Origin of the sequence: Caballeronia fortuita (assembly GCF_001544835.2) — a bacterium.
In the GTDB taxonomy this organism is placed as follows: Bacteria; Pseudomonadota; Gammaproteobacteria; order Burkholderiales; family Burkholderiaceae; genus Caballeronia; species Caballeronia fortuita.
Genome location: NZ_FCNX02000010.1, coordinates 221,329 through 248,242, shown reverse-complemented (window position 1 = coordinate 248,242; position 26,914 = coordinate 221,329). Strand labels below are relative to the sequence as shown.

Annotated in this window: 25 protein-coding genes and 5 tRNA genes; 19 read left to right on the top strand and 11 right to left on the bottom strand. The window is 63.6% G+C overall.

Features of this window, described 5'->3' with window-relative positions:
* Positions 1 to 107: 107 nt before the first annotated feature.
* Genes rnc through nagZ form a run of 6 tightly spaced genes read left to right on the top strand, consistent with a single transcriptional unit; the run spans position 108 to position 5,339 of the window.
* Entirely contained in the window at positions 108 to 1,220 is a 1,113-nt protein-coding gene (gene rnc / locus AWB77_RS20560) for a ribonuclease III (RefSeq protein ID WP_061136284.1), read from the top strand.
* Between the two features lie 59 nt (positions 1,221 to 1,279).
* A complete protein-coding gene (era, locus tag AWB77_RS20555) occupies positions 1,280 to 2,179 on the top strand; it encodes a GTPase Era (RefSeq protein WP_061136283.1) in 900 nt (299 codons plus the stop codon).
* 3 nt (positions 2,180 to 2,182) lie between these two features.
* Positions 2,183 to 3,070 (top strand): DNA repair protein RecO, encoded by an 888-nt coding sequence (recO, locus tag AWB77_RS20550; protein WP_061136282.1) that lies wholly within the window; start codon positions 2,183 to 2,185, stop codon positions 3,068 to 3,070.
* Positions 3,067 to 3,840 carry a pyridoxine 5'-phosphate synthase gene (pdxJ, locus tag AWB77_RS20545; protein WP_061136281.1) on the top strand — a complete coding sequence of 258 codons (774 nt, stop codon included), beginning with the start codon at positions 3,067 to 3,069 and terminating at the stop codon, positions 3,838 to 3,840. The genes recO and pdxJ overlap by 4 nt, the downstream gene beginning before the upstream one ends.
* A 12-nt stretch (positions 3,841 to 3,852) precedes the next feature.
* The gene (gene acpS, locus AWB77_RS20540; protein WP_061136280.1) at positions 3,853 to 4,269 is read left to right on the top strand and encodes a holo-ACP synthase; all 417 of its coding nucleotides are present in this window, start codon (positions 3,853 to 3,855) and stop codon (positions 4,267 to 4,269) included.
* Between the two features lie 38 nt (positions 4,270 to 4,307).
* Positions 4,308 to 5,339, top strand: coding sequence for a beta-N-acetylhexosaminidase (gene nagZ, locus AWB77_RS20535; RefSeq protein WP_061136279.1), 1,032 nt, complete (start codon positions 4,308 to 4,310; stop codon positions 5,337 to 5,339).
* A gap of 680 nt (positions 5,340 to 6,019) precedes the next feature.
* Here the strand turns inward: nagZ and AWB77_RS20530 are convergent.
* From AWB77_RS20530 to earP, 4 genes are all read right to left on the bottom strand, one after another.
* The gene (locus tag AWB77_RS20530; protein WP_061136278.1) at positions 6,020 to 7,417 is read right to left on the bottom strand and encodes a sigma-54-dependent transcriptional regulator; all 1,398 of its coding nucleotides are present in this window, start codon (positions 7,415 to 7,417) and stop codon (positions 6,020 to 6,022) included.
* A gap of 172 nt (positions 7,418 to 7,589) precedes the next feature.
* On the bottom strand, positions 7,590 to 7,949 hold the full coding sequence (locus AWB77_RS20525) for a BON domain-containing protein (protein WP_061136277.1): 360 nt from the start codon (positions 7,947 to 7,949) through the stop codon (positions 7,590 to 7,592).
* 267 nt (positions 7,950 to 8,216) lie between these two features.
* Complete coding sequence (gene efp / locus AWB77_RS20520; RefSeq protein WP_061136276.1) at positions 8,217 to 8,774, bottom strand: elongation factor P; 558 nt, start codon at positions 8,772 to 8,774, stop codon at positions 8,217 to 8,219.
* A 252-nt stretch (positions 8,775 to 9,026) separates the two neighbouring features.
* Positions 9,027 to 10,184 carry an elongation factor P maturation arginine rhamnosyltransferase EarP gene (earP, locus tag AWB77_RS20515; protein WP_061136275.1) on the bottom strand — a complete coding sequence of 386 codons (1,158 nt, stop codon included), beginning with the start codon at positions 10,182 to 10,184 and terminating at the stop codon, positions 9,027 to 9,029.
* Positions 10,185 to 10,284: 100 nt separating this feature from the next.
* On the opposite strand from earP, the gene uvrC reads away from it, so the two are divergent.
* The 7 genes from uvrC to AWB77_RS20480 all read left to right on the top strand — a co-directional run bounded on the left by uvrC (position 10,285) and on the right by AWB77_RS20480 (position 14,485).
* Positions 10,285 to 12,399, top strand: coding sequence for an excinuclease ABC subunit UvrC (gene uvrC, locus AWB77_RS20510; RefSeq protein ID WP_061136274.1), 2,115 nt, complete (start codon positions 10,285 to 10,287; stop codon positions 12,397 to 12,399).
* A 107-nt stretch (positions 12,400 to 12,506) separates the two neighbouring features.
* Positions 12,507 to 13,103 (top strand): CDP-diacylglycerol--glycerol-3-phosphate 3-phosphatidyltransferase, encoded by a 597-nt coding sequence (gene pgsA / locus AWB77_RS20505; RefSeq protein WP_061136371.1) that lies wholly within the window; start codon positions 12,507 to 12,509, stop codon positions 13,101 to 13,103.
* Between the two features lie 164 nt (positions 13,104 to 13,267).
* Positions 13,268 to 13,343: transfer RNA gene (locus tag AWB77_RS20500), tRNA-Gly, on the top strand.
* Positions 13,344 to 13,432: 89 nt separating this feature from the next.
* Positions 13,433 to 13,508 (top strand) — tRNA-Gly (locus AWB77_RS20495).
* An 89-nt stretch (positions 13,509 to 13,597) separates the two neighbouring features.
* Positions 13,598 to 13,673 (top strand) — tRNA-Gly (locus AWB77_RS20490).
* Positions 13,674 to 13,766: 93 nt separating this feature from the next.
* A tRNA-Cys gene (locus AWB77_RS20485) sits at positions 13,767 to 13,840 on the top strand.
* 150 nt (positions 13,841 to 13,990) lie between these two features.
* Entirely contained in the window at positions 13,991 to 14,485 is a 495-nt protein-coding gene (locus AWB77_RS20480; RefSeq protein WP_061136273.1) for a GNAT family N-acetyltransferase, read from the top strand.
* Here the strand turns inward: AWB77_RS20480 and AWB77_RS20475 are convergent.
* Entirely contained in the window at positions 14,480 to 15,349 is an 870-nt protein-coding gene (locus AWB77_RS20475) for a cytochrome c oxidase assembly protein (protein WP_061136272.1), read from the bottom strand. The two genes, AWB77_RS20480 and AWB77_RS20475, sit on opposite strands and share 6 nt — an antisense overlap.
* 2 nt (positions 15,350 to 15,351) lie before the next feature.
* Complete coding sequence (locus tag AWB77_RS20470) at positions 15,352 to 15,966, bottom strand: SCO family protein (RefSeq protein WP_061136271.1); 615 nt, start codon at positions 15,964 to 15,966, stop codon at positions 15,352 to 15,354.
* A gap of 263 nt (positions 15,967 to 16,229) precedes the next feature.
* Here AWB77_RS20470 and otsB point away from each other — a divergent pair, with 263 nt between their 5' ends.
* On the top strand, positions 16,230 to 16,982 hold the full coding sequence (gene otsB, locus AWB77_RS20465) for a trehalose-phosphatase (protein ID WP_061136270.1): 753 nt from the start codon (positions 16,230 to 16,232) through the stop codon (positions 16,980 to 16,982).
* On the top strand, positions 16,979 to 18,358 hold the full coding sequence (otsA, locus tag AWB77_RS20460) for an alpha,alpha-trehalose-phosphate synthase (UDP-forming) (RefSeq protein ID WP_061136269.1): 1,380 nt from the start codon (positions 16,979 to 16,981) through the stop codon (positions 18,356 to 18,358). The genes otsB and otsA overlap by 4 nt, the downstream gene beginning before the upstream one ends.
* A gap of 49 nt (positions 18,359 to 18,407) precedes the next feature.
* Here the strand turns inward: otsA and AWB77_RS20455 are convergent, their stop codons facing one another.
* Positions 18,408 to 20,288 carry an ABC transporter ATP-binding protein gene (locus tag AWB77_RS20455; RefSeq protein WP_244158584.1) on the bottom strand — a complete coding sequence of 627 codons (1,881 nt, stop codon included), beginning with the start codon at positions 20,286 to 20,288 and terminating at the stop codon, positions 18,408 to 18,410.
* Positions 20,289 to 21,102: 814 nt separating this feature from the next.
* On the opposite strand from AWB77_RS20455, the gene AWB77_RS20450 reads away from it, so the two are divergent.
* From AWB77_RS20450 to AWB77_RS20440, 3 genes are all read left to right on the top strand, one after another.
* Positions 21,103 to 22,167 (top strand): glycosyltransferase family 4 protein, encoded by a 1,065-nt coding sequence (locus tag AWB77_RS20450; RefSeq protein ID WP_061136267.1) that lies wholly within the window; start codon positions 21,103 to 21,105, stop codon positions 22,165 to 22,167.
* Between the two features lie 219 nt (positions 22,168 to 22,386).
* Positions 22,387 to 23,211, top strand: a complete 825-nt coding sequence (locus AWB77_RS20445; RefSeq protein WP_061136266.1) for a hypothetical protein — start codon at positions 22,387 to 22,389, stop codon at positions 23,209 to 23,211.
* Between the two features lie 37 nt (positions 23,212 to 23,248).
* Positions 23,249 to 23,722: a DUF2214 family protein gene (locus tag AWB77_RS20440; protein ID WP_061136265.1), complete on the top strand. Its 474-nt coding sequence runs from the start codon at positions 23,249 to 23,251 to the stop codon at positions 23,720 to 23,722.
* A 101-nt stretch (positions 23,723 to 23,823) separates the two neighbouring features.
* Here the strand turns inward: AWB77_RS20440 and AWB77_RS20435 are convergent.
* The 4 genes from AWB77_RS20435 to AWB77_RS20420 form a co-directional block, all read right to left on the bottom strand.
* Positions 23,824 to 23,898: transfer RNA gene (locus AWB77_RS20435), tRNA-Val, on the bottom strand.
* 68 nt (positions 23,899 to 23,966) lie between these two features.
* The gene (dnaQ, locus tag AWB77_RS20430; protein ID WP_061136264.1) at positions 23,967 to 24,704 is read right to left on the bottom strand and encodes a DNA polymerase III subunit epsilon; all 738 of its coding nucleotides are present in this window, start codon (positions 24,702 to 24,704) and stop codon (positions 23,967 to 23,969) included.
* Positions 24,705 to 24,722: 18 nt separating this feature from the next.
* The gene (gene rnhA, locus AWB77_RS20425; protein ID WP_061136263.1) at positions 24,723 to 25,184 is read right to left on the bottom strand and encodes a ribonuclease HI; all 462 of its coding nucleotides are present in this window, start codon (positions 25,182 to 25,184) and stop codon (positions 24,723 to 24,725) included.
* Positions 25,184 to 26,017 carry a class I SAM-dependent methyltransferase gene (locus AWB77_RS20420; protein WP_061136262.1) on the bottom strand — a complete coding sequence of 278 codons (834 nt, stop codon included), beginning with the start codon at positions 26,015 to 26,017 and terminating at the stop codon, positions 25,184 to 25,186. Before AWB77_RS20420 ends, rnhA begins: the two co-directional genes overlap by 1 nt.
* Positions 26,018 to 26,035: 18 nt before the next feature.
* On the opposite strand from AWB77_RS20420, the gene gloB reads away from it, so the two are divergent.
* A complete protein-coding gene (gene gloB, locus AWB77_RS20415; RefSeq protein ID WP_082852697.1) occupies positions 26,036 to 26,887 on the top strand; it encodes a hydroxyacylglutathione hydrolase in 852 nt (283 codons plus the stop codon).
* Positions 26,888 to 26,914 lie beyond the last annotated feature (27 nt).

Sequence of the window (26,914 nt, the reverse complement as noted above, 5' to 3'; positions counted from 1 at the left end):
AAGCTTCGAAACGGCGTGAAGAAGCGCGGCTAACACCGTCTCGCCACGCAATTTCCGGCGTGGACCGGCGGAATCGTCCGCCTCGGCGCCCGCGTTATACTCTCTCCATGCCATCTTCTCCGTTGGAAAGCCGGCTGCGGTACGAATTTCGCAATGCGGAATTGCTGCGCCAGGCGATGACCCACCGCAGTCACAGCGCCACGCACAATGAACGGCTCGAATTTCTGGGCGACTCCGTTCTAAATTGCGTGGTAGCTGCGCTTTTGTTCCAGCGATTCGGCAAACTCGACGAAGGCGACCTGTCGCGCGTGCGCGCCAATCTAGTCAAACAGCAGTCGCTCTACGAAATCGCGCAGGCGCTGAACGTGTCCGAATGCCTGCGCCTCGGCGAAGGCGAACTGCGCAGCGGCGGCTTTCGCCGTCCTTCGATCCTCGCGGACACGCTCGAAGCCATCTTCGGCGCGATCTTCCTGGACAGCGGTTTCGACGCCGCGTACACCGTCATCAAGCGGCTCTATACGCCGGTGCTCGATCACATCGATCCGCGCACCATCGGCAAGGATGCGAAAACGTTGCTGCAGGAATATCTGCAGGGCCACAAGATCGCGCTGCCGACCTACACGGTCGTCGCGACGCACGGCGCCGCGCATAACCAGCAGTTCGAGGTCGAATGCGCGGTGCCGAAGCTCGACGTGAAAGTGTCGGGCTCAGGCGCAAGCCGTCGCGCCGCCGAGCAGGCCGCCGCGAAGAAGGCGCTCGACGAAGTGATGGCCGCCGCCCCGACGCTCGGCGTCAAGCCCAAGCGCAAGGGCGCGCGCGCCGCGAAGCAGGTAGAACCGGAAGTGGTGCCCGGCGTCACCGGCGTCCAGGCGGCGCTCGATCTGCGTTCGCCCGACCGGCGCGAGCGTCATCATGGCGCGCCGGGTGCGCAGCAAGGCGCGCAGGAACGTCCGGCAACCGCGCCGCTCGCCGTGATTCGGGCGACGCACGTCGAGCCGTCGGCGGGCGCGTATGCCGCCGCCGACAAGCCGGAACGCGCCGTGATCCACAAGCCGGAAAGAGCGGCGAAGAGCGAAGTAACGCCGTCGCCCGAGCGAAGCGCGAGCGCCGAGAAGCCCGCATCGTCCGACGAACGCGACGACGACACCGGCACGCGCAACGCCGCCACGCCGGATGCGCCCGCGGGCCGAGTCGTGCGCGCCGCCGACGCCGGCCACTGACGCGCGCCGCCGCGCCCATCGCGCGTCCGCACCCCAACGATCTCTTGCCGCATACATCTATGAGCGCTCCTACTTCTTCCGGTTTCCGCTGCGGCATGGTCGCGATCGTCGGCCGTCCCAACGTCGGCAAGTCGACGCTGATGAACGCGCTCGTCGGCCAGAAGGTGAGCATCACGTCGCGCAAGGCGCAGACTACGCGCCACCGCATCACCGGCATCAATACCTTCGACGACGCGCAGTACATCTTCGTCGATACACCCGGTTTCCAGACGCGCCACAGCGGCGCACTCAACCGTTCGCTCAACCGCGCGGTGACCTCGACGCTCACATCCGTCGACGCGATCCTCTTCGTCATCGAAGCGGGCCGCTTCGGCCCCGACGACCAGCGCGTGCTCGACCTGATTCCGGCCGGCACGCCCACGTTGCTGATCGCGAACAAGCTCGATCGCGTGGGCGACAAGGATTCGCTCTTTCCGTTCATGCAGCAGATGTCGGCGTTGCGCGATTTCCGCGAGATCGTGCCGCTTTCCGCGAAGAATGCCGATGACATCAAGCGGCTCCTGTCCGTCGTGAAGCCGTATCTGCCGGAAGGCGAGCCGATCTACGGCGAGGACGATCTGACCGATCGCAGCGAGCGCTTCCTCGCCGCCGAAATTCTGCGCGAGAAGGTCTTCCGCTGGACCGGCGACGAACTGCCGTACACGAGCACCGTGCTCATCGACAAGTTCGAGACCGAAGGGCGTCTGCGCCGCGTGTTCGCGACGATTCTCGTCGATCGCGATACGCACAAGGCGATGATCATCGGCCAGAAGGGCGCGAAGCTGAAGCAGATCAGCACCGAAGCGCGGCTCGACATGGAAAAGCTTTTCGACGGCCCCGTGTATCTCGAAACCTTCGTCAAGGTGAAGAGCGGCTGGGCGGACAACGAAGCGGGCCTGCGCGCGTACGGCTACGAGTGATGCATGGACGACGGCCCGAACGACGCCCGGATGGTTCCGCCCGCCGATGATCGTCCCGACGACGATTTCGACGCGGACGAGCGTCCGGCTGCGCGCGCCGTGCCGAAGCGCCGTCGAGCGGCGTCGACATCGCCGTCTGCGTCCGATACGCAGTCCGCGCCCAGAAAACCGCGTTCGGACTTTCGCGTCGCCGAGCAGCCGGGATTCGTGCTGCATAGCTATCCGTATCGCGAGACGAGCCTCATCATCGACGTACTTTCGCGCGATCATGGCCGCATCGCGCTCGTCGCGAAGGGCGCGAAGCGTCCTCATTCCGCGTTGCGCGGCGTCTTGCAGACGTTCCAGCCGCTGGGACTGTCGTGGACCGGCAAGGGCGAAGTCCGCACGCTGACGACCGCCGAATGGGTCGGCGGCATGCTGCCGCTCGCGGGCGACGCGCTCTTGTGCGGCTTCTACGTCAACGAGTTGCTCGTGAAGTTCTGCGCCCGCGAGGACGCGCATCCGGCGCTCTTCAATCACTATGTGTTGACGCTTTCGCGCCTTGCGCACGACGAGCCCGCCGCGCAGGTCTTGCGCTCGTTCGAATGCGTGCTGCTGCGCGAAACCGGTTACGCGATGAACCTCCTGCGCACCGTCGCGCGCGAGCTCGTCGTGGCCGATGCCCGCTATGTCTTCGATCCCGACCGCGGCGTGCGCGAAGCATCGGCCGATCTTCCCGCGCAATGGCCGGTGATGTCGGGGCAGACGCTCATCGACATGGAGCGCGACGACTACACGAACCCGCAGACCGCCGCGCAAAGCAAGACGCTGATGCGCTTCCTTCTGAATCATTACCTGGGCGGCACGCCGCTCGCCACCCGTCAGATACTGATCGACCTGCAAAAACTATGAGCTTCTTTCTCTCATCGCCTGCGAACGTGATCGATCTGGGCGTGAACATCGATCATGTCGCCACGTTGCGCAACGCGCGCGGCACGTCGTATCCCGATCCGATCCGCGCGGCGCTCGCCGCCGAGGAAGCGGGCGCCGACGCCATCACGCTGCATCTGCGCGAGGATCGCCGTCATATCGTCGATGCCGACGTGCGCACGCTGCGTCCGCTGCTGAAGACGCGCATGAATCTCGAGTGCGCGGTGACGCGCGAGATGCTCGACATCGCGTGCGAAATCAGGCCCCACGATGTCTGCCTCGTGCCTGAGAAGCGCCAGGAAGTGACGACCGAAGGCGGGCTCGACGTCGCGGGCCGCTTCGAGGAAGTGAAGGCCGCGTGCAAACAGCTTGCCGATGCCGGCGCGCGCGTCTCGCTTTTCATCGATCCGGACGAAACGCAGATTCGCGCTGCGAAGGAAGCGGGCGCGCCGGTCATCGAACTGCATACGGGACGCTATGCCGAAGCGCACGAAGCGGCCGCGCAGCAGCGCGAATTCGAGCGCGTGGCGGCGAGCGTGGATGTGGGTAACGCGCTCGGGCTCAAGGTGAACGCGGGCCACGGACTGCATTACACCAACGTGCAGGCGATCGCGGCGCTGCCGGGCATCGTCGAGCTGAACATTGGGCACGCGATCGTCGCGCATTCGATCTTCGCCGGCTGGGACAACGCCGTGCGCGAGATGAAGGCGATCATGATCGCGTCGCGTCTCGCGTCGACGCACGCACGCTAGAGCGGACACGTCATGGCGATCTATGGAATCGGCACGGACGTCGTGCAGGTCAGCCGCGTCGCGGCGGTGATGGAGCGCACGAAGGGCCGCTTCGCCGAGAAGGTGCTTGGGCCGGACGAACTGCGCGTCTATCACGCGCGCCGCGCGCGTTCCGAAGTGCGCGGCCTCGCGTTTCTCGCGACACGTTTTTCGGCGAAAGAAGCGTTCTCGAAGGCGATCGGCCTCGGCATGCGCTGGCCGATGACATGGCGCGCGCTGCAAACGCTCAACGAGCCGAGCGGCAAGCCGGTGTGCGTCGCGTCGGGCGAACTGGCCGAATGGCTCGCACAACGCGGCATCACATCGCAGGTGACGGTGAGCGACGAACGCGATTACGCGGTGTCGTTCGTGATCGCCGAAGTGCCCGAGTGCGCGCCCGACCGGTCCTGAATTCAATCCAACTCACGAAAAAAAGCCAATTGAATCCGATGAAACGCACTCCCGGCCCGGTCATGTTCGACGTTGCCGGCACGACGCTCTCCGACGCGGATATCGAGCGACTCACGCATCCGATGACGGGCGGCATCATTCTCTTCGGGCGTCATTTTCAGGACCGCGCGCAACTCGTCGCGCTGACCGACGCGATCCGCGCGGTGCGCGATGACATTCTGATCGCCGTCGATCACGAAGGCGGGCGCGTGCAGCGCTTTCGCACCGATGGCTTCACCGTGCTGCCCGCGCCGGGCAAGCTCGGCGACTTGTGGGACCGCGACGTGCTCGCCGCGACCAAGACGGCGACCGCATTCGGTTACGTGCTCGCGTCGGAGTTGCGCGCGTGCGGTATCGACATGAGCTTTACGCCGGTGCTCGATCTGAACTATGGTCAATCGAAGGTGATCGGCGATCGCGCGCTGCATGGCGATCCGCGCGTCGTCACGATGCTCGCGAAGAGCCTGAATCATGGTCTCGCGCTCGCGGGCATGGCGAACTGCGGCAAGCACTTTCCGGGACATGGTTTCGCCGAAGCGGATTCTCACGTCGCGCTGCCGACCGACGATCGTCCGCTCGACGAAATCCTCGCTGCCGATGTGCGTCCGTATGATTGGCTCGGGATGTCGCTGGCATCGGTGATCCCGGCGCACGTGATCTACACGCAGGTCGACGACAAGCCGGCGGGCTTTTCGCGCATCTGGCTGCAGGACATCTTGCGCGGCCAGCTCGGCTTTGCGGGTGCCATTTTCAGCGACGATCTTTCGATGGAAGCCGCGCGCGCGGGCGGCACGCTCACCGAAGCGGCGACGGCGGCGCTCGCGGCGGGCTGCGATATGGTGCTGATCTGCAATCAGCCGGAGGAAGCGGGCAAGGTGCTGGAACAGTTGCGCTATACGCCGTCGAAGGCATCGGAGCAGCGGTTGAAGTCGATGCGGCCTCGGGGGAAGGCGTTTCGGTGGAGTAAGTTGCAGGGTTCTGCGGAGTATCGCGGGGCTAAGGCTTTGATTGCGGCGATGCTTGGGGGGTGAGGACGGTTCTTTTATCGCCGGATCCCGGTTTCTTTTTGGTTTATTAGCACTGCCCCTGTGCGGGGCGGCACCTACTTTCTTTGCTGCTGCAAAGAAAGTAGGCAAAGAAAGCAGCTTCTCAGGCCCACTGTCACACGCAGTTTGGGTAGTACTCTCGTCCCAGGCGGCACTCGCCTAAGTGTCGCCCTCGAAGGCCCAACCGGGCTTGGATCGCGCACGGTCTGACTAGCCATAACGATGAGGGCGCTGGTTCAGCGCAAAATAGTTTCGGCACTGCGCTACGCGCTGCCGTCGGGTATGCAAGGGAAACCGGCGGTGCGCGCGCGATTGCACCTGTGCTTGCGCACGCGCGCGCCCTGTTGACCCATCGGCCGCGCAGCGGGCCGGAGCTATTTGGTGCTGAACCAATTTCTTTCGTGGTGCGATATTTGAGACCGTGCGCGATCCAAGCCCGGTTAGTCTTCCGATGGCACTCTTTAGGCGAGTGCCACCGTGGACGAGAGAACTACCCAACGTGCGTGTGACCGTGGGCTTGAAAAGCTGCTTTCTTTGGTTACTTTCTTTGCAGCAGCAAAGAAAGTGACTGCCGCCCCGCACAGGGGCAGTGCTAATAGACCACAAAGAACACGGGATCCGGCAATCAAAAAAGAAAGCACCCCAACCGTCCCCGACAAAAAACCTCAAGACGATTCCAACTTCATCCTCTGCAACTTGTTATAAAGCGTCTTGGGACTGATCCCAAGCAACGTCGCTGCACGATGCCGCGTCCCGCCGACCGCCTCGAGCGTCGCACGAATCAGCATATCCTCGACATCCGCGAGCGCGGTACCGACGGTCACCTGTACGCTGCTGCCATTCAATCCGCGACCGCCCAACCCACCGGGTTCATCGACACGCAACGTCTCGATCGTTTCCCCAGAGGCATGGTAAGCACGCCGCACACGCTCGCGCATTTCGCGCACATTCCCCGGCCATTCACTCGCGATGCACTCGCGAATAAACGCCGGGCTAATCCGCTTCGGTGAGCCGCTCGTAATCCCGGCGATGTGATTCTCGCGGTTCAGTTCATCGACGAGCGTTTCGGCGATCAGCGCGATGTCGTCGTCGCGATCGGCGAGCGGCGGCAGCATGATCGACGACGCCGACAGGCGCTGGAACAAATCCTCCCGCATCGTGCCGCTCGCAACCGCTTCGCGCATCGGCGTACGCGATGCCGCGATCAGGCGAAAGTCCGTCATGATGCGATTGCTGCCGCCCACGCGCATGAACGTCTGCGAATCCAGCGCGCGCAAAAGCGCTTCCTGTTGCGCCGCCGGCAGCGAGTCGATCTGATCGAGGAACAGCGTCCCGCCGCCCGCCTGCTCGAGCAGACCCGGCTCGCGATTCTCCGCACCCGCGAACGCATTGCGCTCGTGTCCGAAGAGAATGCTTTCCATCGAACGCTGCGAGCCATCGGGCGCGTGGCGGCTCGCGGAGCAATCGAACGTGACGAACGGACCCTTACGGCGACGGCTCAGTTGATGGATCGTACGTGCCGCGATCTTCTTGCCCGTGCCCGGATCGCCGCAGAGCAGCACGGCGGCTTCCGTCGGCGCGGTGTGTTCGATGAGATCGTAGACGTGCTGCATCGCCGCGCTGCGCCCGATCATGTCGCCGAAATGGCCCAGCTCGCGCAGCGTCGAACGCAGCGACTGGACTTCCTCGGTAAGCTCGTACGGACGCGGAATGCGCGCGAGCAGGCTGCGCAGACGCGGAATGTTCACCGGCTTCAGCAGATAGTCCCAGATGCCATGCCGCAAGCCTTCGATCGCACTCTCCACCGTCGCGTTGCCGGTCATCACGATGACGGGCAATGCGCCGTCCGGTGGTTGCGACGGCAGGCTCGGAAGCAGGTCGAGACCGCTGCCATCCGGCAAATTCAAGTCGATGAGCACGACATCGGGAATGAAGCGGGTCAGCGCAGAGCGGGCCTCGGCGAGCGTCGTCGCGGTATCGACGGAAAAGCCGTCTGCCGTGAGGATCGCGGAGAGGCCGGACAGGCTATTGGGATCGTCTTCGACAATCAGTGCGTGTGGCATGGCGGACCAACGTATCAAAGTGGACTGTAATGCGCCGCCTCCGTGAGAGCGCGGCGTGTCGTGGGCGGGAAGCGTCGATGCGGCGCCTGGTTTTATCGTCCGGCGCCCGGGTGCGTTTCCCGCTGCGTTTTTGTCCTGCGTTACTCGTTCGTCATCTCGTGCTGCAAGCGCGTCACCGCGGCCTGAGGTGCAGTTCGTTGCTGACCGACTGCACGCCCGGCACGCCGCGCGCCACCGCGAGCGCTTTCTGAATCTGCACCTCCGAATCCACGTACCCCGACAACTGCACGACTCCGCGATACGTCGCGACGCTCACCGGCAAAGGCTTTAGCCCCGGATCGGCGGCAATCGCAGCTTTCACGCGGGCGGCGAGCGTCGCGTCGTCGGGCGCTGTCTCGCTGCTTTTGCCCGTATTCGCCGATGCCGCCGGTGCCGTCGGATTCGACGTGCACCCAGCGATGAAAGCGAACCCAGGCAACGCAAGCGCCGCGACGATCAGAAACCGGCTCTGGATGAAAGGCGTGCTTTGCATGTCGGTTCTGAATTCTTGATCTGACGGTTCGAGCAGAAATCGTGCCACGCAGTTAAATTTGCCGATGCGCAGTACAACGGCGGGCGAGGCGCGAATTCCTGAGCCGATTTCCTGACGATGTAATCAGGGTGCGACCGGTAAAGTTTGCCTGAATTTGTCAAAAAATTCATGCAAAAGAAAAAGCGCCCGCGATGGGGCGCTTTTTCTGAAACGATTCGGCGGTGCGTCGCGCGGGCCGCCGAGCTTACGGCGCAATGCGCGTAAAGCTTACGCGCGGCTGCGGTATTCGTTCGTGCGAGTGTCGATTTCGATCTTGTCGCCGATATTGCAGAAGAGCGGCACTTGCAGTTCGAAGCCCGTGTTCAGCTTGGCGGTCTTCAGCACTTTGCCCGACGAGGTGTCGCCCTTGACGGCCGGTTCCGTATAGATGATTTCGCGAACCAGCGTGGTCGGCAGTTCGACCGAAATGGCCTTCTCGTTATAGAACACGACTTCGCACGCCATGCCGTCTTCGAGGTAATTGAGCGCGTCGCCCATCATTTCGGCTTCGACTTCATACTGGTTGTAGTCGGCGTCCATGAAGACGTACATCGGGTCCGCGAAGTACGAGTAGGTCACTTCCTTGCGTTCGAGCACGACGACGTCGAACTTGTCGTCAGCCTTGTAGACGGTTTCCATGCCGGCGGCCGTCAGCAGGTTCTTGAACTTCATCTTCACGACAGCGGCATTGCGGCCCGATTTGTTGTATTCGGCGCGCTGCACAACCATGGCATCGTTGCCGATCATGACGACGTTGCCGACGCGAAGTTCTTGTGCGGTCTTCATAAAACTAGGTCCTGTACGAATGGATTTGGCTTTGATGCCTGGAATTGAAGCGATCTGACGGCGGCGCTGCTTCGGGTTTTAATACCGCCGCCTGCGAGAGTTCGGGCCAGCGAGGGATCTGCCTCTGGGACCGACCTGCGCGGCGCAAAGTAGAAAATTGCGACCTGCTTCCTCGGATAACCGCTTATTTTAACTGAGTTTTTGCCTAATTGGCCAGTCGCGTGCGGCGCGCGAAAGGCGGCCGCGAGATATTCATCGGGCCATTCGCGCGGCGACATGAGCGACGAGATTGCCGGCAAGATCGCCGATGTCCTCGAGTTCCGCCGCCCATTTCACGGCGCGGCGCTCCAGCGTGTGCCGGTGCGCCCGGAATTCAGCCCAGTCCGGCATCCCGGCACCGTTCCAGGCGTGCCAGAATCGGGCGACGGCGTCGCGCGCGGACTTCTGAAGCGTGCGCGTGTAGTGCGCGAGCGCGGCGTCGAGCTTGGGCACGTGGGCGTCGTCGGCTTGCGGGTAGATGTGCCAGACGAACGGCTTCATCGCCCATTGCGCGCGCACGAAGGAATCCTCGCCGCGCACGAAGTTGATGTCGGCGGCCCACAGCAGTTCGTCGAAAAGCGGCTGTTCGACGAAACCCAGCGCATGCGCCCGCAACGCCCCCGCACGCGCCGACGCGCCCGCTGCGAAGGCCGGGATGCCGAAAAAGCGTGCGAGCGCGCCCGAGATGCGGCCTTCCGGAACGAGCAGCACGACGGGCGCATCGGCGTCGCGCCATTGCGCGAGGAGCCCGTCGACCGCCGGATTCTCGTACGCGAAGAGCGACACAACGGTTGCCTCGCCGCCGGGCCGCTCGATGCCGACACGCTCGTGCCACCACGCGTCGGCGTCGAAACGTGCGCGGCGCGCGTCGAGATCGCGTTCTTTCAGCACGCCGCCTGTGCCCGCGCCGAGTCCGGGAAAGAAGAAGCTCTTGTCGAGCGCATAGCGCGGGTGCGGCGACGGCCGCTTGTGGAAATCCGCGACCCAGTCTTCGCCGCTCAGATATTCGAAGTTGATCCAGACGGGCTTGGGATCGCGGCGCGCCATCGCGGCGATGTACGCATGCGGCAGTTCGCACGCAAACGCCTCGATCACGACGTCGGCGATGGCGAGCGTGTCGCCCGCATGCGCAGGCGCGCGCCAATGCTCGATCGTGACGCCCAGCGCGTCCTGGCGGGCGAGTGTCGCGTCGACTTGCGGACAGAGCGCATGAAAAGCCGTCAGATCGTCGACGAAAAGCCGCACGCGCCAGCCATGCTCCGCGCGCAGTTGCCGGGCGAGACGCCAGCACACGCCGATGTCGCCGAAATTGTCGACCACGGCGCAGAAGATGTCGCAGGCGATGTCCTGGTCGGCGGCAAGCGTAGTCATGGGGCGAGGGCGCAGGCGTTAATGTTCTAAACTGGCGATTCTAAGATAACGCTCATGGCGCGGCGCGCAGCCGCGCCGATGTTTTTCGTCCCCTTGCTGCATGACTGACACCGACGCTCCCCAACCGGATTTCGACCCGAAGAAGACGCTCGCGCAATTGCCGCATCTGCCCGGCGTGTACCGCTATTACGACGGCGACGGCAACGTGCTCTACGTCGGCAAGGCGCGCAACCTGAAGAAACGCGTGTCGAGCTACTTCACGAAGACGCTGCACTCGCCGCGCATCGCGATGATGGTTACGCGCATCCGCAAGATCGAGACGACCGTCACGCGCTCCGAAGCCGAAGCGCTGCTGCTCGAAAACAATCTGATCAAGGCGCTCGCGCCGCGCTACAACATTCTTTTTCGGGACGACAAGTCGTATCCGTTCCTCAAGCTCACCGGCCACACGTTTCCGCGCATGGCGTATTACCGCGGCGCGGTCGACAAGAAGAATCAGTACTTCGGGCCATTTCCGAGCGCGTGGGCGGTGCGCGAGAGCATCCAGATCCTTCAGCGCGTGTTCCAGTTGCGCACCTGTGAGGACTCGGTGTTCAACAACCGCACACGGCCTTGTCTGCTGCATCAGATCGGGCGCTGCACCGCGCCGTGCACGGGCCTCATCAGCGCGGAAGATTACGCGCGCGACGTGTCGAACGCGTCGCGCTTTCTGCTCGGGCGCCAGGGCGAGGTGATGAAGGAACTCGAGCAGAAGATGCACGCATTCGCCGCCGATCTGAAGTTCGAGCAGGCAGCGGCGGTGCGCAATCAGATGAGTTCGCTGTCGACGGTGCTGCATCAGCAGGCGATCGAAGTGGGCGGAGAAAGCGACGTCGATATCCTCGCGGTCGTCGCGCTCGGCGGCAAGGTATGCGTGAATCTCGCGATGGTGCGCGGCGGCCGGCATCTCGGCGACAAGGCATATTTCCCGGCGCACGTCGAAAGCGCGATGGCGCTTGGCGATGAAGACGAGTTGTCCGATGCAGAAGTCGACGCCGAAGCCGAAGCCGAACCGGCAGCGCCGGACGTTACCGAGCAAGCCGCACGAGCCGAGCAGCCCACGCAACCCCAATCCCAATCCGAACCCGAACCCGAACCCGAACCCGAACCCGACGAACCCCGCGAAGGCGCGCTCGAATCCGAAGTGCTTGAAGCGTTCATGGCCCAGCATTACATCGGCAATCGCGTGCCGCCGGTGCTCGTCGTGAGCCACGCGCCGTCGAGCCGCGAGCTCGTCGATCTGCTGATCGAGCAGGCGGGGCACAAGGTCACGCTGCTGCGGCAGCCGCAGGGACAAAAGCGCGCGTGGCTCTCGATGGCCGAGAACAACGCCAAGCTCGCGCTCGCGCGTCTGCTGTCGGAGCAAGGTTCGCAACAGGCGCGCACGCGCTCGCTCGCGGACACGCTTTCCATGGAGATGGACGATCTCGCGCAACTGCGCATCGAGTGCTTCGACATCAGTCATACGATGGGCGAGGCGACGCAGGCGTCGTGCGTCGTGTATCACCATCACAAGATGCAGTCGAGTGAATACCGGCGCTACAACATCACCGGCATCACGCCCGGCGACGACTACGCCGCCATGCGCCAGGTGCTCACGCGCCGCTACGAGAAGATGGTCGCGCAGGCCGCTGCGAACGCCAACGACGAAGCCGCGACGCTGCAAACCGACGCCGCCGCCGATCCCAACCTGACGCCCGACGCGGCCGAACCGGTCGCCGCGGGCGGCACGTTGCCGAACATCGTGCTGATCGACGGCGGCAAGGGGCAGGTCGAGATCGCCCGGCAAGTCTTCTCGGAGCTTGGGCTGGATCACGGCATGCTGGTAGGCGTCGCGAAAGGGGAAGGGCGCAAGGTGGGTCTCGAAACGCTCGTATTCGCCGATGGCCGCGCGGCGCTCGAACTCGGCAAGGAAAGCGCGGCGTTGATGCTCGTCGCGCAGATCCGCGACGAAGCGCACCGCTTCGCGATCACCGGAATGCGCGCGAAACGGGCAAAGGCGCGGCAGACCTCGCGCCTGGAGGAACTGGAAGGCGTCGGCGCGAAACGGCGTCAGCGGCTCCTGTCGCGCTTCGGCGGATTGCGCGGCGTGCAGGCGGCGAGCGTCGAGGACCTGGCGAGCGTCGAAGGCATCTCGCTCGCGCTCGCGCAGCAGATTTATCGTCAGTTGCATTGAACACGCGCGCCCGCATGCGCCGCGCCGCGTGGGTCATCGCCTTGTGACCGCGCAGTCGTCGCGGCACAATGGCGGCTCCTTACACGTCCACCCTCGCTGAAACGCCCATGCCGTTCAATCTACCGATCTTCCTGACGTGGCTGCGAATCGTGCTGATTCCGCTCGTCGTGGGCGTGTTCTATCTGCCGGACATGATGATGAGCCCGGAGCATCGCAATCTGCTCGGCATGGTCATCTTCGTGCTCGCCGCGCTCACCGATTGGTTCGACGGCTTTCTCGCGCGCAAGCTCAATCAGACCTCGTCGTTCGGCGCGTTTCTCGATCCCGTCGCCGACAAGCTGATGGTCACGGCCGCGCTGCTCGTGCTCGTGCAGTTGTCGCGCCTGAATGCGGTGATCGCGCTCATCATCGTCGGACGCGAGATCACGATTTCCGCGCTGCGCGAATGGATGGCGCAGATCGGCGCATCGAAGAGCGTCGCGGTGAATCAGCTCGGCAAGTTCAAGACCGTGTGCCAGATGGTCGCGATTCCGATGCTGCTGTTCTACGGGCCGCTGAAAATCGCCGGCACGCAATGGTCGATCGACACGCGCGTGTGGGGCCTTTGGCTCATCTACGTGGCCGCGTTCCTCACCGTCTGGTCGATGCTCTACTACATGAAGCTCGCGTGGCCGCAGATTCGTGAGCGCGGCGGCATGCTCTGACGCGCACGATGCGCTCGTCACGAATAATTGCGCCGAAGCGGAAAATTCCTCTCACAAAACAGTTGACAGCCCTCTTTGGCTTCTACATAATCTCGTTTCTCTGATGCACGGCGCGACGCGCAAGCGAAGCAAGAGGCGAAGGGTGTAGTAAAAAGCAGCTCAATGCGGGAGTAGCTCAGTTGGTAGAGCGCAACCTTGCCAAGGTTGAGGTCGCGAGTTCGAGCCTCGTCTCCCGCTCCAGATTTCAAAGGTTTCGATGTCATCGGCGCTGAATTGGCAAAGCGCAACGAAGCATCGAAAACCGTCAGTAAGTAGTGTCGCAGGATATTGCGGGAGTAGCTCAGTTGGTAGAGCGCAACCTTGCCAAGGTTGAGGTCGCGAGTTCGAGCCTCGTCTCCCGCTCCAGATTTCAAAGGTTTCGATGTCATCGGCGCTGAATTGGCAAAGCGCAACGAAGCATCGAAAACCGTCAGTAAGTAGTGTCGCAGGATATTGCGGGAGTAGCTCAGTTGGTAGAGCGCAACCTTGCCAAGGTTGAGGTCGCGAGTTCGAGCCTCGTCTCCCGCTCCAGTCAAAGGGGAAGCCAAGCTTCCCTTTTTGTTTGGTGAACTTGTTTGGTGGATCAGCCGGCATCATGACTGGTGAACGCCAAAAACCGCTTCTGGCGCGGTAGCAAAGCGGTTATGCAGCGGCCTGCAAAGCCGTTTAGACCGGTTCGACTCCGGTCCGCGCCTCCATCTGAAAAGCCCTGACTCGTCAGGGCTTTTTCTTTTTCTTTTTGTTTTTTGTTTTCGTGTTCTTCGTTGTTCTGGACCGGCGCGGCGCACGCCTTTCTGCGTCCTGTCGCGGCACGGCATAATGGCCACACTTTCGCCACACCGACTCCCATGACCGAGCAACTCTCCCGACTCGAATGGCGCTGGAAGCGCTTCGACGATCTGACGACCACCGAGGTGTACGACATGCTCGCGGCACGCAGCGCCGTATTCGTCGTCGAGCAGAACTGCGTGTATGGCGATATCGACGGGCTCGATGTCGACGCATGGCATCTGCTCGCGTATGGCGAGGGCGACAAGCGTCCCGCGCTCGCGGGCTATCTGCGCGTGCTGCTGCCGGGACATCCTGCGGAAGACGAGAAGGACGTACGCATCGGCCGCGTGCTGACGACCGCGAAGTTTCGCGGCTTCAAGCTCGGCAACGCGATGCTCGAGCGCGCACTCGAGCACATCCTGAAGCAATGGCCTGATCAGCCGGTCAGTCTGCACGCGCAGGCGCATCTGCAGCGCTTCTACGGCGCGTTCGGCTTCGTGCCGTCATCGGGCGTGCATGACGAAGACGGCATTCCGCACGTATGGATGCGCCGTCCCGGCTTCGCGTCATGAAGCAGCCGCGTTCGTGCCGCCGATGCGCGCAGGCGTGCCGCGCTCCCGAAGCAGACGCGAGCGCGCCGACAGCCGCAGCCAGTGGCGCAGCGCGATCAGCGCGCCGATGACGCTCATCATCGAGCCGGGAATCCACAGCAAGAGTCCGCCGATCTGCTGATCGCGCATCGGCGTGATCCACGTGAACGCGCGGCCGCAGATCGAGTAGATCGGATACAGCTCGTGCGGCGTGAAGAAGATGTACGCGCCAAGGATGATCTGCGGCGGAATCGCAGCGATCACGACGAGAACCCGTCTGCCGGGGGCGAGCCGCGCGGGCGGGGCGGGGCGCGGGTCGAGAATCAGCCACCAGAACAGCAGACCGTCGATCACCATGCTCCAGTTCATCACGCGATAGAGCCGGTAATCGAGCATCGCCTTGAAGTGAATCGGCGAGAGCAGCCAGAAGTAGATCAGCCCGACGAACAGCGTGACCGCGATCACGGGATTGAACACGCTATCGAGAAAAACGCGCGCAATGCGTGTTTGCGCGGCCGGCCGCAACCAGCGCTGGCGCCAACTGAACGGTACGCCCGCGCGCAACGCCGCGCCCGGATAAGACAGCGCGATCAGAAACGGCCCGAGATGATGCAGCACGAGATGCTGCAAGCGATGCATGAAGAATTCGTGCTCGAAGAAGTAGTCGAGCCGCGTATGCAGCGCGACATATAGCGCGGTCAGGCCGAGCCAGAACGCGATGCGCCGCGAAACCGACACCTGTGCATGACGCGCGCCGCGCGCGAACAAAATCCCCGCGACGAGCACCGCGATCACGACCGTCGGCGACGGTTCCCACGGATCGAGCCAGTAGAGAAGCGTGCTCATCGTCAAGCATCCTTCGCGTGGATCACGCGCTTGAGATCGGCTGCGATGTCGTCGATCGAATCGCGGTCGGTCGCGAGCAGGCGCGCGTGACCGGCGGCATCGAAGATATAGACCGCTGAACTATGCGTCACTTCGTATGCGCCGTTCGGATCGCGCTTTTCCATCTGGTACGCCACGCGATAGCGCTGCGCGACTCTTTCGATCGCGCGGTTCGTGCCTGTCACGCCGACCGCGTGTCTTTCGTCGAAGGCGCGCACGTAGGACCGCAGGAGCGCGGGCGTGTCGCGCGCCGGATCGACCGAAACGAACACGATGCGCGTCGCGTCCGCATCCGTCCCGACGCGTTGCAGCACTTGCATGAGACGCGCCATCGTTTCGGGGCAGACGTCGGGGCAGTGCGTGTAGCCGAAATAGACGAGCGTCGTCTTGCCTGTGAACGACTGGCCGGTGACGGGCGCGCCGCCATCGTCGACGAGCGAAAAATCGAGATCCGGAAGATGACCGGAAACGTCCGTCAGATGCCACGGCACGGCCGGCTTCGAACAGGCAGCGAGGGCGCAGAGCGAGATAAGGACGGCGAGACGTCGCGCGGAAAAGGCGAGGAACGAAGCGTGCATCGGGAGTCGCGTTGCAGGATGATTCGATAGAAAGTCCGTCGCAAAATACACGCCTTTGCGGCGCCCGGCAGCGCATCATGTCGCGATCGGCCTATTTTCGAGACGATTTGCCGCACGACTCAAGCGCGCTGAAAGGGTTGTCGGCGACGGTTGTAAGCTAGGAGCTTTCTTAATCGAAAGCCTCGACGCGGTAAGATTCGCACGCGGCGCGTCGGCTACTGGGCCGCGCGCCACATCACAGGCAAACCACAGGCCAAAGATCGATGCAAATTCTTCCCGATTCCCTGTCTCTTGCCGAGACCGCTTTTTTCTTCGATTTCGACGGCACGCTCGTCGAACTCGCCTCGACGCCCGACGGCATTTTCGTGCCGCGCTCGGTGCCCGACATCCTCGCCGCGCTGCGCCGCGCGACCAACGGCGCGCTCGCGGTCGTATCGGGGCGCGGCATCGACAACATCGATTCGTTCCTGCAAATGACCGATCTGCCCGTCGCGGGCATGCACGGCGCGGAACGGCGCGACTCGAACGGCGACGTGCAGCGCATCGGCTTCAACGACGAGCGGCTGTTGCGCATGGAGCACGCCCTCGAGAAGGTCGTGAGCGCGAATCCCGGCATGCTGCTCGAAATCAAGGGCGCGGCGCTGGCGCTGCACTACCGTAACGCGCCCGACCGCGAGCCGGCGGCGCGCGCGGCGACCGAGGCGCTCGTTGCGCAATACGCCGATGCGTACGTGCTGCAGCCGGGCAAGATGGTCTACGAAATCAAGCCGAAGGATGTCGACAAGGGCCGCGCGGTGCGCGCGTACATGGCCGAGCCGCCGTTCACGGGCCGCAAGCCGGTGTTCATCGGCGACGATCTCACCGACGAAAAAGGCTTCGCGGTGGTGAACGAGTTCGATGGCCTGTCGATCAAGATCGGCCCGGGCGATACCGCAGCGCGCGCGCGCATCGAATCGGTCGAGCTGCTGCTGGACTGGCTGCAGGTCATCGCGGGCACGGCGGGGAAGCACGCGTGAGCCGGCTCATCATCGTTTCGAACCGCGTCGCGCCGATTTCCGAAGGCGGACCCGCGGCGGGGGGACTCGCGGTCGGCGTCTACGACGCGCTGAAGGAGACCGGCGGCATGTGGTTCGGCTGGAGCGGCGACGTGCTCGCGTCGCATCCCGAAGGCATCAAGCTCGAGGAACACGGGCCGGTAACGTTCGCGACGATCGGCCTCGTGAAGCGCGACTACGACCAGTATTACCGCGGCTTTTCGAACGCGACGCTGTGGCCTGCCTTCCACTATCGCCCGGACCTGATCGAATTCGACCGGCACGAATACGACGGCTATTGCCGCGTGAACCGCTGGCTCGCCGCGCAGCTCGCCCCGCTGCTCAAGCCCGACGACGTCATCTGGGTTCACGACTATCACCTGATTCCGTTCGCGCAGGCGCTGCGTGCGTTGGGCGTGAAGAATCGCATCGGCTTCTTTCTGCACATTCCGTTTCCGGCGACGCAGATTCTGCTGAGCGTGCCGCGTCATCGCGAACTGGTCGAGGCGCTTTGCGCGTTCGACCTGCTCGGTTTCCAGACGGAGCCGGATCTGCGCGCGTTCTGCGATTACATCGAGAGCGAAGCTGGCGGCACGCTGCATCGCGATGCAGCGAAGCCGGTCGAGGTCCGCGCGTTCGGCCGGACGCTGCGCGCGGCGGCTTATCCGATCGGCGTCTATCCCGACGAGATCGCCGCGCTCGCGAAGGACGGCGAACGCGGGCGCGATGTCGAGATCGTCAAGTCGACGCTGCATCATCGCAAGCTCGTGATGAGCGTGGACCGGCTGGATTACTCGAAGGGTCTCGTCGAGCGTTTTCGCGCATTCGAACGGCTGATCGAGCAGGATCCGCAGCAGCGCAACAACGTGTCGTTTCTGCAGATCGCGCCGCCGACGCGCTCCGATGTCGACGCCTATCGCGACATCCGGCTGCAGCTCGAGGCGGAATCGGGCCGCATCAACGGCCGATACGCCGAACTCGACTGGACGCCGATCCGCTATATCCACCGCCAGTACGAGCGGCCCGTGCTCGCGGCGCTTTTTCGCGAAGCGCACGTCGGCCTCGTCACGCCGTTGCGCGACGGCATGAACCTCGTCGCGAAAGAATATGTGTCGGCGCAGGATCCGGACGATCCCGGCGTGCTCGTGCTGTCGCAATTCGCGGGCGCGGCGCGCGAGCTGACGGCGGCGCTCATCGTCAATCCGCTCGATATCGACGGGATGGCCGAGGCGCTCGCCACCGCGCTCAAGATGCCTTTGAACGAGCGCAAAGCGCGCTACGAAGAGATGATGACGCAATTGCGCGACAACAACGTCTCGGTGTGGCGCGACAATTTCCTGCGCGATCTGAAGACGTAAAAAAGGCCGCGTTCCTTGCGGGACACGCGGCCCTTTCGATCGATGACGCTTACGCCGGCTGCTTGTGCGGCGTCGCGACGATCGACGGCACCTTGCCGTGCTGCTTCGCGAGCAACTCGCGATACAGCCCCGGACGATCGCGCAACTCTTGCGGCGAGCCGTCGTCGATGACCTTGCCCGCGCTCATCACGATGATGCGGTCGAAGTTCTGCAGCGTCGACAGCCGGTGCGCGATCGCAATTACCGTGCGGCCGACCATCAGCCGGTCGAGCGCCTGCTGAATCGCTTCTTCCGATGCCGAATCGAGCGCCGACGTCGCTTCGTCGAGCAGGAGGATCGGCGCGTTCTTCAGGATCGCGCGGGCGATCGCGATACGTTGGCGCTGACCGCCCGACAACTTCACGCCGCGGTCGCCGACGATCGTATCGAAACCTTCCGGCATCGCTTCGATGAAGTCCGTGCAGCGCGCCTCGCGCGCGGCGGCGAGCACTTCCTCGCGGCTCGCGTCCGGACGCCCGTACGCGATGTTCTCGAACACGGTGCGGTGAAACAGCGAAATATCCTGCGGCACGAGCGCGATCGCGTGACGCAGGCTGTCCTGCGTAATCGCGCCGATGTCCTGACCGTCGATCTTGATGCTGCCCTTCTGCGTCTCGTAGAAGCGCTGCAGCAGCGCGAGCACGGTCGACTTGCCCGCGCCCGATTTGCCGATCAGCCCGACACGCTGGCCCGGCTCGATATGCAGATGGAAGTTGTCGAGAATCGGGCGGCGGCGCGGATACGCGAACGTGACGCCCTCGAAATCGACGCGGCCGCCTTGCGGCACGAGTTCGGTCGCGTCCGAACGGTCCGGCATGCCGTGCGGTTCGAGCAGCGTCTGCACGGCTTCGGCGAGACGCGCGACGTGCTGCGTCACATCGACGAGCGCCACGGCGAGATCGCGTGTGCCGTGCAGGATCGTAAAGCCGAGCGAGCTGACGAGCACGATATCGCCTGACGTCGCCTGACCCTTGGACCACAACCACAACGCCCAGCCGAGCAGACCGGCCGAGAGAATCGCCGTCACGACCGCGTGAAACAGGCGCAGCTTTTCGAGGTACAGCAGACTTTGCTGACGCGCGACCATTTCGGCCTTCACCGTCGAGCCGAAGCGCTTCTGCTCGCGAAAGGTCATGCCGAACGCGCGCACGAGCGACATGTTGCCGATCACGTCGACGAGTTCGCCGTCGACCGACGCCGCCTTCGACGCGAAGCTGTGGTGCCGCGCCGAACCGCGCTTCGCCAGCCGATAAAGGATCAGCGCGAGAACCACCGATGCGGTCATCAATCCCGCCGCCATCAGCGGATTCACGGACACGATCATCACGATCGCGCCCAGCACGGCGATGCACGGCGGCAGGACATTCCATGCCATCACGTTTTCAGACGTGTAGATCGCGTTGGACGTCGCCGTGATCCGGCTTGCGAGCATGCCTGGCTGTTTCTCGGAGAAGTAGGTCGGCGAGTGGCCGGACAGATACGAGAACAGATCCTTGCGCAAATCGCCTGTAACGATCACGAAGACGTGCGCGCCGACCCAGCCGCCGACCCGCCAGAGCAGGTTGTCGGCGGCAATCAGCCCGACGAGGATCATGAAAGCGCCCCAGAGCGGGCCGGGATGTCCGCGGCCTTGTCCGAGCACATCGATCAGATGCTTGATCGCGTATTGCGAGGCGAGGGCGCAGCCCACGGCGGCAAACACGCTGAACAGCACGATGGCATGAGCGACGGGATGCCGGCGGATGTAGCGCATCAGGAACGCGAGCGGCCGGTGCGCGTAGCTCGAGAGCTTCGCGTTGTGCGCGTTACGCTGGGAGACGGTGAGTTGGTCCAATGGTCTTTTTTGGTCGTAGAGCGGTTGAGCGTGTGTTGCGCGTTCGGGCGATGCCATGCACGGCGTGCGGCAACCGGCATGCGAAGCGTCGCCCGGTCCGGCGCGACTGACGTCAAGCGAGGCGACGCTGCGCCGTCTCCATTACCGGATTGTAGCCAGTATCACGGAGCGGCAACGCGTCTTCGGGCTTATGACGTTCGGCGCATGCGGCCACCGGACGTCGCCCACGGCACATCGGACTGTCGCCAAAGCCTGCGGGCTGACGGCATGGGCGCGCATTGTAAGCACATTGCACGACTTTTTGCGATGAAACGCTCGCCGGGCGAAACGGGAGCCATTTGCGGCAGCAAATACTAAAGCATGCGCCGCGCCAGACATCCTGCGTGAGGCGGTAAACCGGCGATAGAGGGTGATCCGCAACTTGAAGGGCGCGCTGCCGCCCGAGCGTCGTGAAAGCCCGTACTCCAATGTAGAACAACCTTAATAAACAGGGGTTTGCAAAATGTATCCCCCTTGTAACAAGGTAAATAAGTTGAAATGACTGCCCGCGTCAGTCTGTAAAAAGCTCCATAATTCGATCCGGGTTTGCCCTTAGGTCATCGACAGGTTTTTGCAAGTTCCGGTCAACCGGCAACGTGCGCGTGCGTTAATTGCTGGCGCGCGGCCGTTTTTGAGATATGGAACCGCAATTGCTTGATCTGAACGCCTGCGCGACGAACCGGTGAACGGCGACCCCGCTTTTTCACTCGAGCATCAGCCTTTGCGCCGCGGCCGCCGCGCCGCGGAAAGCTTCGCCCGAGCCGAGCGATTCGCTCTCCAACGTCAACACGACAGTAGTACTTGCCTGATCTTTCATTAGGAGTTTCACGACATGCGAATCGCTCAAATCGCGCCCCTCCACGAGGCTGTTCCGCCGAAGCTGTACGGCGGCACGGAACGCGTGGTGTCTTATCTGACCGAGGCACTCGTGGATGCTGGACACGACGTCACGCTCTTCGCGAGCGGTGATTCGCAGACGTCCGCGAAGCTCGAAGCGTTCTGGCCGCAGGCGCTGCGCCTCGACCCGACCATCCGCGACACGATGGCGCCGCACATGCTGCTGCTCGAAGAAGTCCGCCGCCGCGCCGACGAATTCGACGTGCTGCATTTCCACATCGACTATTACCCGTTCTCGCTGTTCGCGCGCCAGCCGGTGCCGTTTCTGACGACGATGCACGGCCGTCTCGACCTGCCCGAACTGCAGCCGATTTTCAACACGTTCAACGACGTGCCGGTGATCTCTATCTCGGACAACCAGCGCCAGCCGCTGCCGCAGGCGCATTGGCAGTCGACGGTCTATCACGGTCTGCCGGAAAACCTGCTGAAGCCGATTCCGAACGTGCAACCGGGTTACCTCGCGTTCCTCGGTCGCATTTCGCCGGAAAAGCGCGTCGATCGCGCGATCCGCATCGCGCAGGCGGCGGGCATGAAGATCAAGATCGCGGCGAAGCTCGACAAGGCCGACCGCGCATACTACGAAGAAGAGATCAAGCCGCTCTTCGCGCTGCCGCACGTCGAGTACATCGGTGAAATCAGCGAAGCCGAAAAGACCGAGTTCCTCGGCAACGCGCACGCGCTCCTGTTTCCGATCGACTGGCCGGAGCCCTTCGGTCTCGTGATGATCGAAGCGATGGCCTGCGGCACGCCGGTGATCGCGTTCAATCGCGGCTCGGTGCCGGAAGTGATCGAGAACGGTGTGTCGGGTTTTGTCGTCGAAGACGAACTCAGCGCGATCGCCGCCGTGAAGCGTCTGGATCAACTGCCGCGCGAGAAGGTTCGTGCCGCGTTCGAGCAGCGTTTCTCGTCGAAGGTGATGGCCGCGAACTACGTCAACGTGTACGAAGAGCTGCTGCGCCAGAAGCGCCGCACGGTTCTGCGCGAAGTCAACGCGAGCTGAGCAAGTCTTGCCGCCCGCGGGCGGCATCGCTGCAAAACAACGCCCCGCGCGCCTAAAGGCGCGCGGGGCGTTGTCGTAATAGCACACACGGACATGCCATTCGCGGCCCAGACCGCGCTACGGTCGTGAAACCTCTGACGACATCCGTAATCTCCCTATAATGACCGGGCTTCGCATTGCGCGAGGCGGCATGCATCGTACGTGGACAGGAGTGTTCTTTTGGCGAGACCCAAGCAACTCAGCGCGAGCCCCGCACCGGGCGCCGGCACCGTGTTCGCGCTGCGCGCGATCGGACTGGTGCTCGCCGCGCGTTGGGCGTTCTCGATGTCGCAAATGGGGTATCTGTCCTCGCTGCGCGCGATGACGTCATCGCCGTGGGCGTGCGTGAACCTCGTCCTGATCTTTCTGTTGATCGTGCTGCCGGGCGCGAAGGCGCGCACGGAGCGTCCGCTGCATCCGCTGCCGCAATGGCTGCGGCAGGCGCTGCGCTTCATCGCGCTCCTGGCGTTCGGTTTCGCGATGTTTTCCGTCGGCGCGTTCGTGTGGAACTCCGGCTGGCGCCGCTTCACGCAGGCGCTTGCCGAGACCAACGGCTGGCTCGTCGTCGGGCCGGCGTTGTATGCGTTCGTCATGTGGATTTGCCGGCCGCGCGCTCTGTGGCGCACGAACATCGCGGCGCGGCGCTTCGCGATCGGGCGATACGCCATTTCCCTCGATCCCGTCACGCGCACCGCGGTCGTCTGGGCGGAAAGCCGCAAGCTCGGCCAGTACGATGCGCGCGAACTCTCGGTCAGATGGCCGGAACCGGATATCGCGCCCTCGACGACGATGCTCACGCCCGCTCCCGAACCCGCCGGTCCGTCGATCCGCGCAAGCGCCGAAGCGCGGCGTGGCATCTTCGCACGCCGCCCGAAAGTCGAACTCTTGTGGGACTCGCCGGCCGCGGCCGGGCACAATCGCACTACCGTGTTCCGCGCGCCGCTCGCGAGCGACGGTGATCGCAACGCGGCACGCGCGCTCGATACGACGCTGCGTCAGGTCTGATCGGCCGCTTCCGGCCGCTCGCGTGATGGAGGAAAGGATGCTGATCCGCTGGTTGCTGGCCGCGCTTCATCTTCTTGCTTTCGGTTTCGCGCTCGGCTCGGTGCTCGCGCGCGCCCGCGCGCTGCGCCGTCTGGATCCGGTCGAGTCGGTCCAGGCGAACGAACTGCGTCTGCGTGACGTGTTCCGCTCGGATTCCGTGTGGGGCGTCACCGCGATCGTGTTGATCGTGACGGGCGCGATGCGCGCATTCGGCGGCTTTGAAAAGGGCGGTGCGTACTATCTTCACGCGCCGCTTTTTCATCTGAAGATGACGGCGCTGGTCGTCATCCTTTTGCTGGAAGTGTCGCCAATGCTCGCGCTCATCCGATGGCGCATCGCGCTCGCGCAAGGCGGGCCGATCGACCTCACGCGCGCGCGTCGCTTCGCATGGCTGAGCGATCTCGAAGCCGGACTCGTGATGGTGATGGTGATCGCCGCGAGCGGAATGGCGCGGGGCGTGTGGGCGTCCTGAACTTCGCAGTGCTGCCCGATGCGGCGGAAATGAAAAAGGCCCAAGTCGTGAGACTTGGGCCTTTTGATCTTCGGTGCTTGTCTTTACCAACACCAGAATTCTGGTGGGTAGTACTGGGATCGAACCAGTGACCCCTGCCGTGTGAAGGCAGTGCTCTACCGCTGAGCTAACCACCCGAAGAGAGACGAGATTATGTCAGGCGTTTTTGATTCCGTCTAGTGCTTCGTTAAGTGATTTCGAAAAATTATGCGGGAACGGCATCGCCTTCGGCCGGCGCCGGTTCGGTGCGCCAGACGCTCGTGCCTTTCATCGCGCGATCGAGATCGCTCAGCACGGCTTCGTGCGCCGCGAGTTCGTCGGCACTCGCCACGAGCACCGGCAGTTCGAGATCGTCGAGTGCGATGCGCGATGTCGAAATCGAGCCGGAAGCCGACTGCTCGCCGAGCATGTCGATGACGAGGCTTTCTTGCCCGCGCGTCATCGCAAGATAGACCTCCGCGAGCAGTTCCGAATCGAGCAGCGCGCCGTGCAGCGTGCGGTGCGCGTTGCTGATGCCGAAGCGGTCGCAGAGCGCGTCGAGCGAATTGCGCTTGCCGGGAAACATCTGCTTGGCTTGCGCGAGCGAGTCGATCACGCCCGCGCACGTCTCGGCGACTTTCGGCAGCCCGAGCTGCGCGAACTCCATGTCGAGAAAGCCGACGTCGAAGGGCGCGTTATGGATGATCAACTCCGCGTCCGCGATGAAGTCGCGCAGTTGCGCGGCGATCTCGGCGAATTTCGGTTTGTCGCTCAGGAATTCGGTGGTGAGGCCGTGCACCGCCAGCGCGCCAGGATCGCTGTCGCGCTCCGGGTTCACATACAGGTGCAGATTGTTGCCGGTCAGGCGCCGGTTCACCAGTTCGACACAGCCGATTTCGATGATCCGGTCGCCCGTCCTCGCGTTCAGGCCGGTGGTTTCCGTGTCCAGTATCAGTTGGCGCATAAGTTGACGTGCGTGTGTTCAGTTGTCCGCGAGCGATGCGACGCCGCGATTGGCGAGCGCATCGGCCCGTTCGTTTTCGGGATGTCCGGCGTGGCCCTTGACCCAGCGCCATTCGATCTCATGCTGCGCGACGAGGTCGTCGAGGCGCTTCCAGAGATCGGCGTTCTTGACGGGCGTCTTCGCGGCCGTCATCCAGTTCTTTTTCTTCCAGCCGTGAATCCATTCGCTGATGCCTTTCTGCACATATTGCGAATCGGTGTGAATGATCGCGTGGCACGGGCGTTTCAATGCTTCGAGCGCGGAGATCACGGCCATCAGTTCCATGCGATTGTTGGTGGTCGCGGCCTCTCCGCCGAAGAGCTCCTTTTCAAGCGAGCCGAAGCGCAGCAGGGCGCCCCAGCCGCCGGGGCCCGGATTGCCTTTGCAGGCGCCGTCCGTGTAGATGTCGATTATCTTGTTCGATGCGGATTCTTGAGTCATCAATGCTCGTTGCGAGTCTCGTTGCGCGTGTGGGGAGCGGCGACGGGCGCGAGGCCGGGCGCGAGCGCGGGTTTCTTCAGCTTGCGCGGACCAATGATGCGCATGCCGCGCACGCGCTTCACCGCCGTAATCATGTACGCCGCGCCGAAGATGGGCCACCAGCGGTCGCCGGCGGCTTCCATGAACTGATAGCGTTGCAGCCATTTGTCGGCGACGAGCGGCGGACGATAGCAGCCGAAGCGCCCGCGTTCAAGGTCGAATCCGAGCAGCTTGATCCAGTCCTTGATGCGTGTGAAGGCGATCATCTCGTGCGCCGACGGCACGAACGGCCGTCCCGCCACCTTGCCGAGCGATTGCCGGGCGCCCCACAGGCTCAGCGAATTAAAGCCGAGGATGATCAGTTGCCCTTCGGGCACCAGCACGCGCTCGGCTTCACGCAATAGCCGATGCGGGTCCGGCGAAAATTCGAGCGTGTGCGGCAGCACGAGCAGATCGACGCTCTGCGCTTCGAACGGCAGATCGAGCAGGTCGCACCATACGGTGCTGCGGCCGTCGGGCGCGCTGGCGGCAGGCAGCGCGCTCACGCCGGGCGTGGCCGCGCGCGGCGGCGTGTAGGGCGCGCTCGATGCGCTTTCGGCGTCGAGCACGAGCGCGCGCCCGGTCATGCGATTTTCGCGCAGCGCGTCGAGTTGCGGCATGCCGAGCTGCAGCGCGTGATAGCCGAAGATGTCGGACACGACGTGATCGAGCTGCGCCTGCTCCCATTCGAGCACGTAGCGGCCGGGCGCCGAGCTCGTCCAGGTGGGCCAGTCTATAATCGATCGGTCAGACATGTTCGGATTGCCGCATAGATGATCGCCATGAATTCGCTTGCCAAGAAATCGCCTGCTGAAGCTGCACTCGATGTTCTCGAATACGTGCCGGTTCCAGCATTCGAGGACAACTACATCTGGCTCGTGTCGGACTCGCGCGATGCGGTCGTGGTCGACCCCGGCGATGCCGCGCCCGTCGAGGCCTATCTCGCCAAACGCGGTTGGCGGCTGACCGCTATTTTACTCACGCACCATCATCAGGACCATGTCGGCGGCGTGAAAGCACTCGTCGATAGCCGAACGGCAGAGGGCGGTATCCCCGTCTACGGCCCGGCTGGCGAGCGTATCGAGCATTTGACGCAGCGTGTCAGCGGTGGCGATACGGTGCGCATCGCGCAGCCGGCGCTCGAGCTTTCGGTGATCGACGTGCCAGGCCATACAGCCGGCCACATCGCCTATTTTCAGGCGGGCGACGGTAACGGCACGCCGCATCTCTTTTGCGGCGATACGCTTTTCGCGAGCGGCTGCGGCCGCTTGTTCGAAGGCACGCCGCAGCAAATGCTGGCGTCACTCGACGCGCTCGCCGCGCTTCCCGAGAACACGCTCGTGCACTGCGCGCACGAGTACACGCTGTCGAACATCAAGTTCGCGCGCGCATGCGAGCCGGACAACGCCGCGCTGCTGCGCTGGAGCGACGACGCGCAGGCGCTTCGGGCCGCGGGCAAGCCGACTTTACCGACGACCATCGGCCACGAAAAAGCGGTAAATCCGTTCCTGCGCGCCGATGTCCCCACGATCCAGGCGACGCTTTCCTCGCAGTTCGGCACGCCCGTTTCCGACCGTCTGGAGGCGTTTCGAATGATGCGCGGCTGGAAGGATAAGTTCCGCTGACCCGAACTATTCCGCGCCAACTTCAAC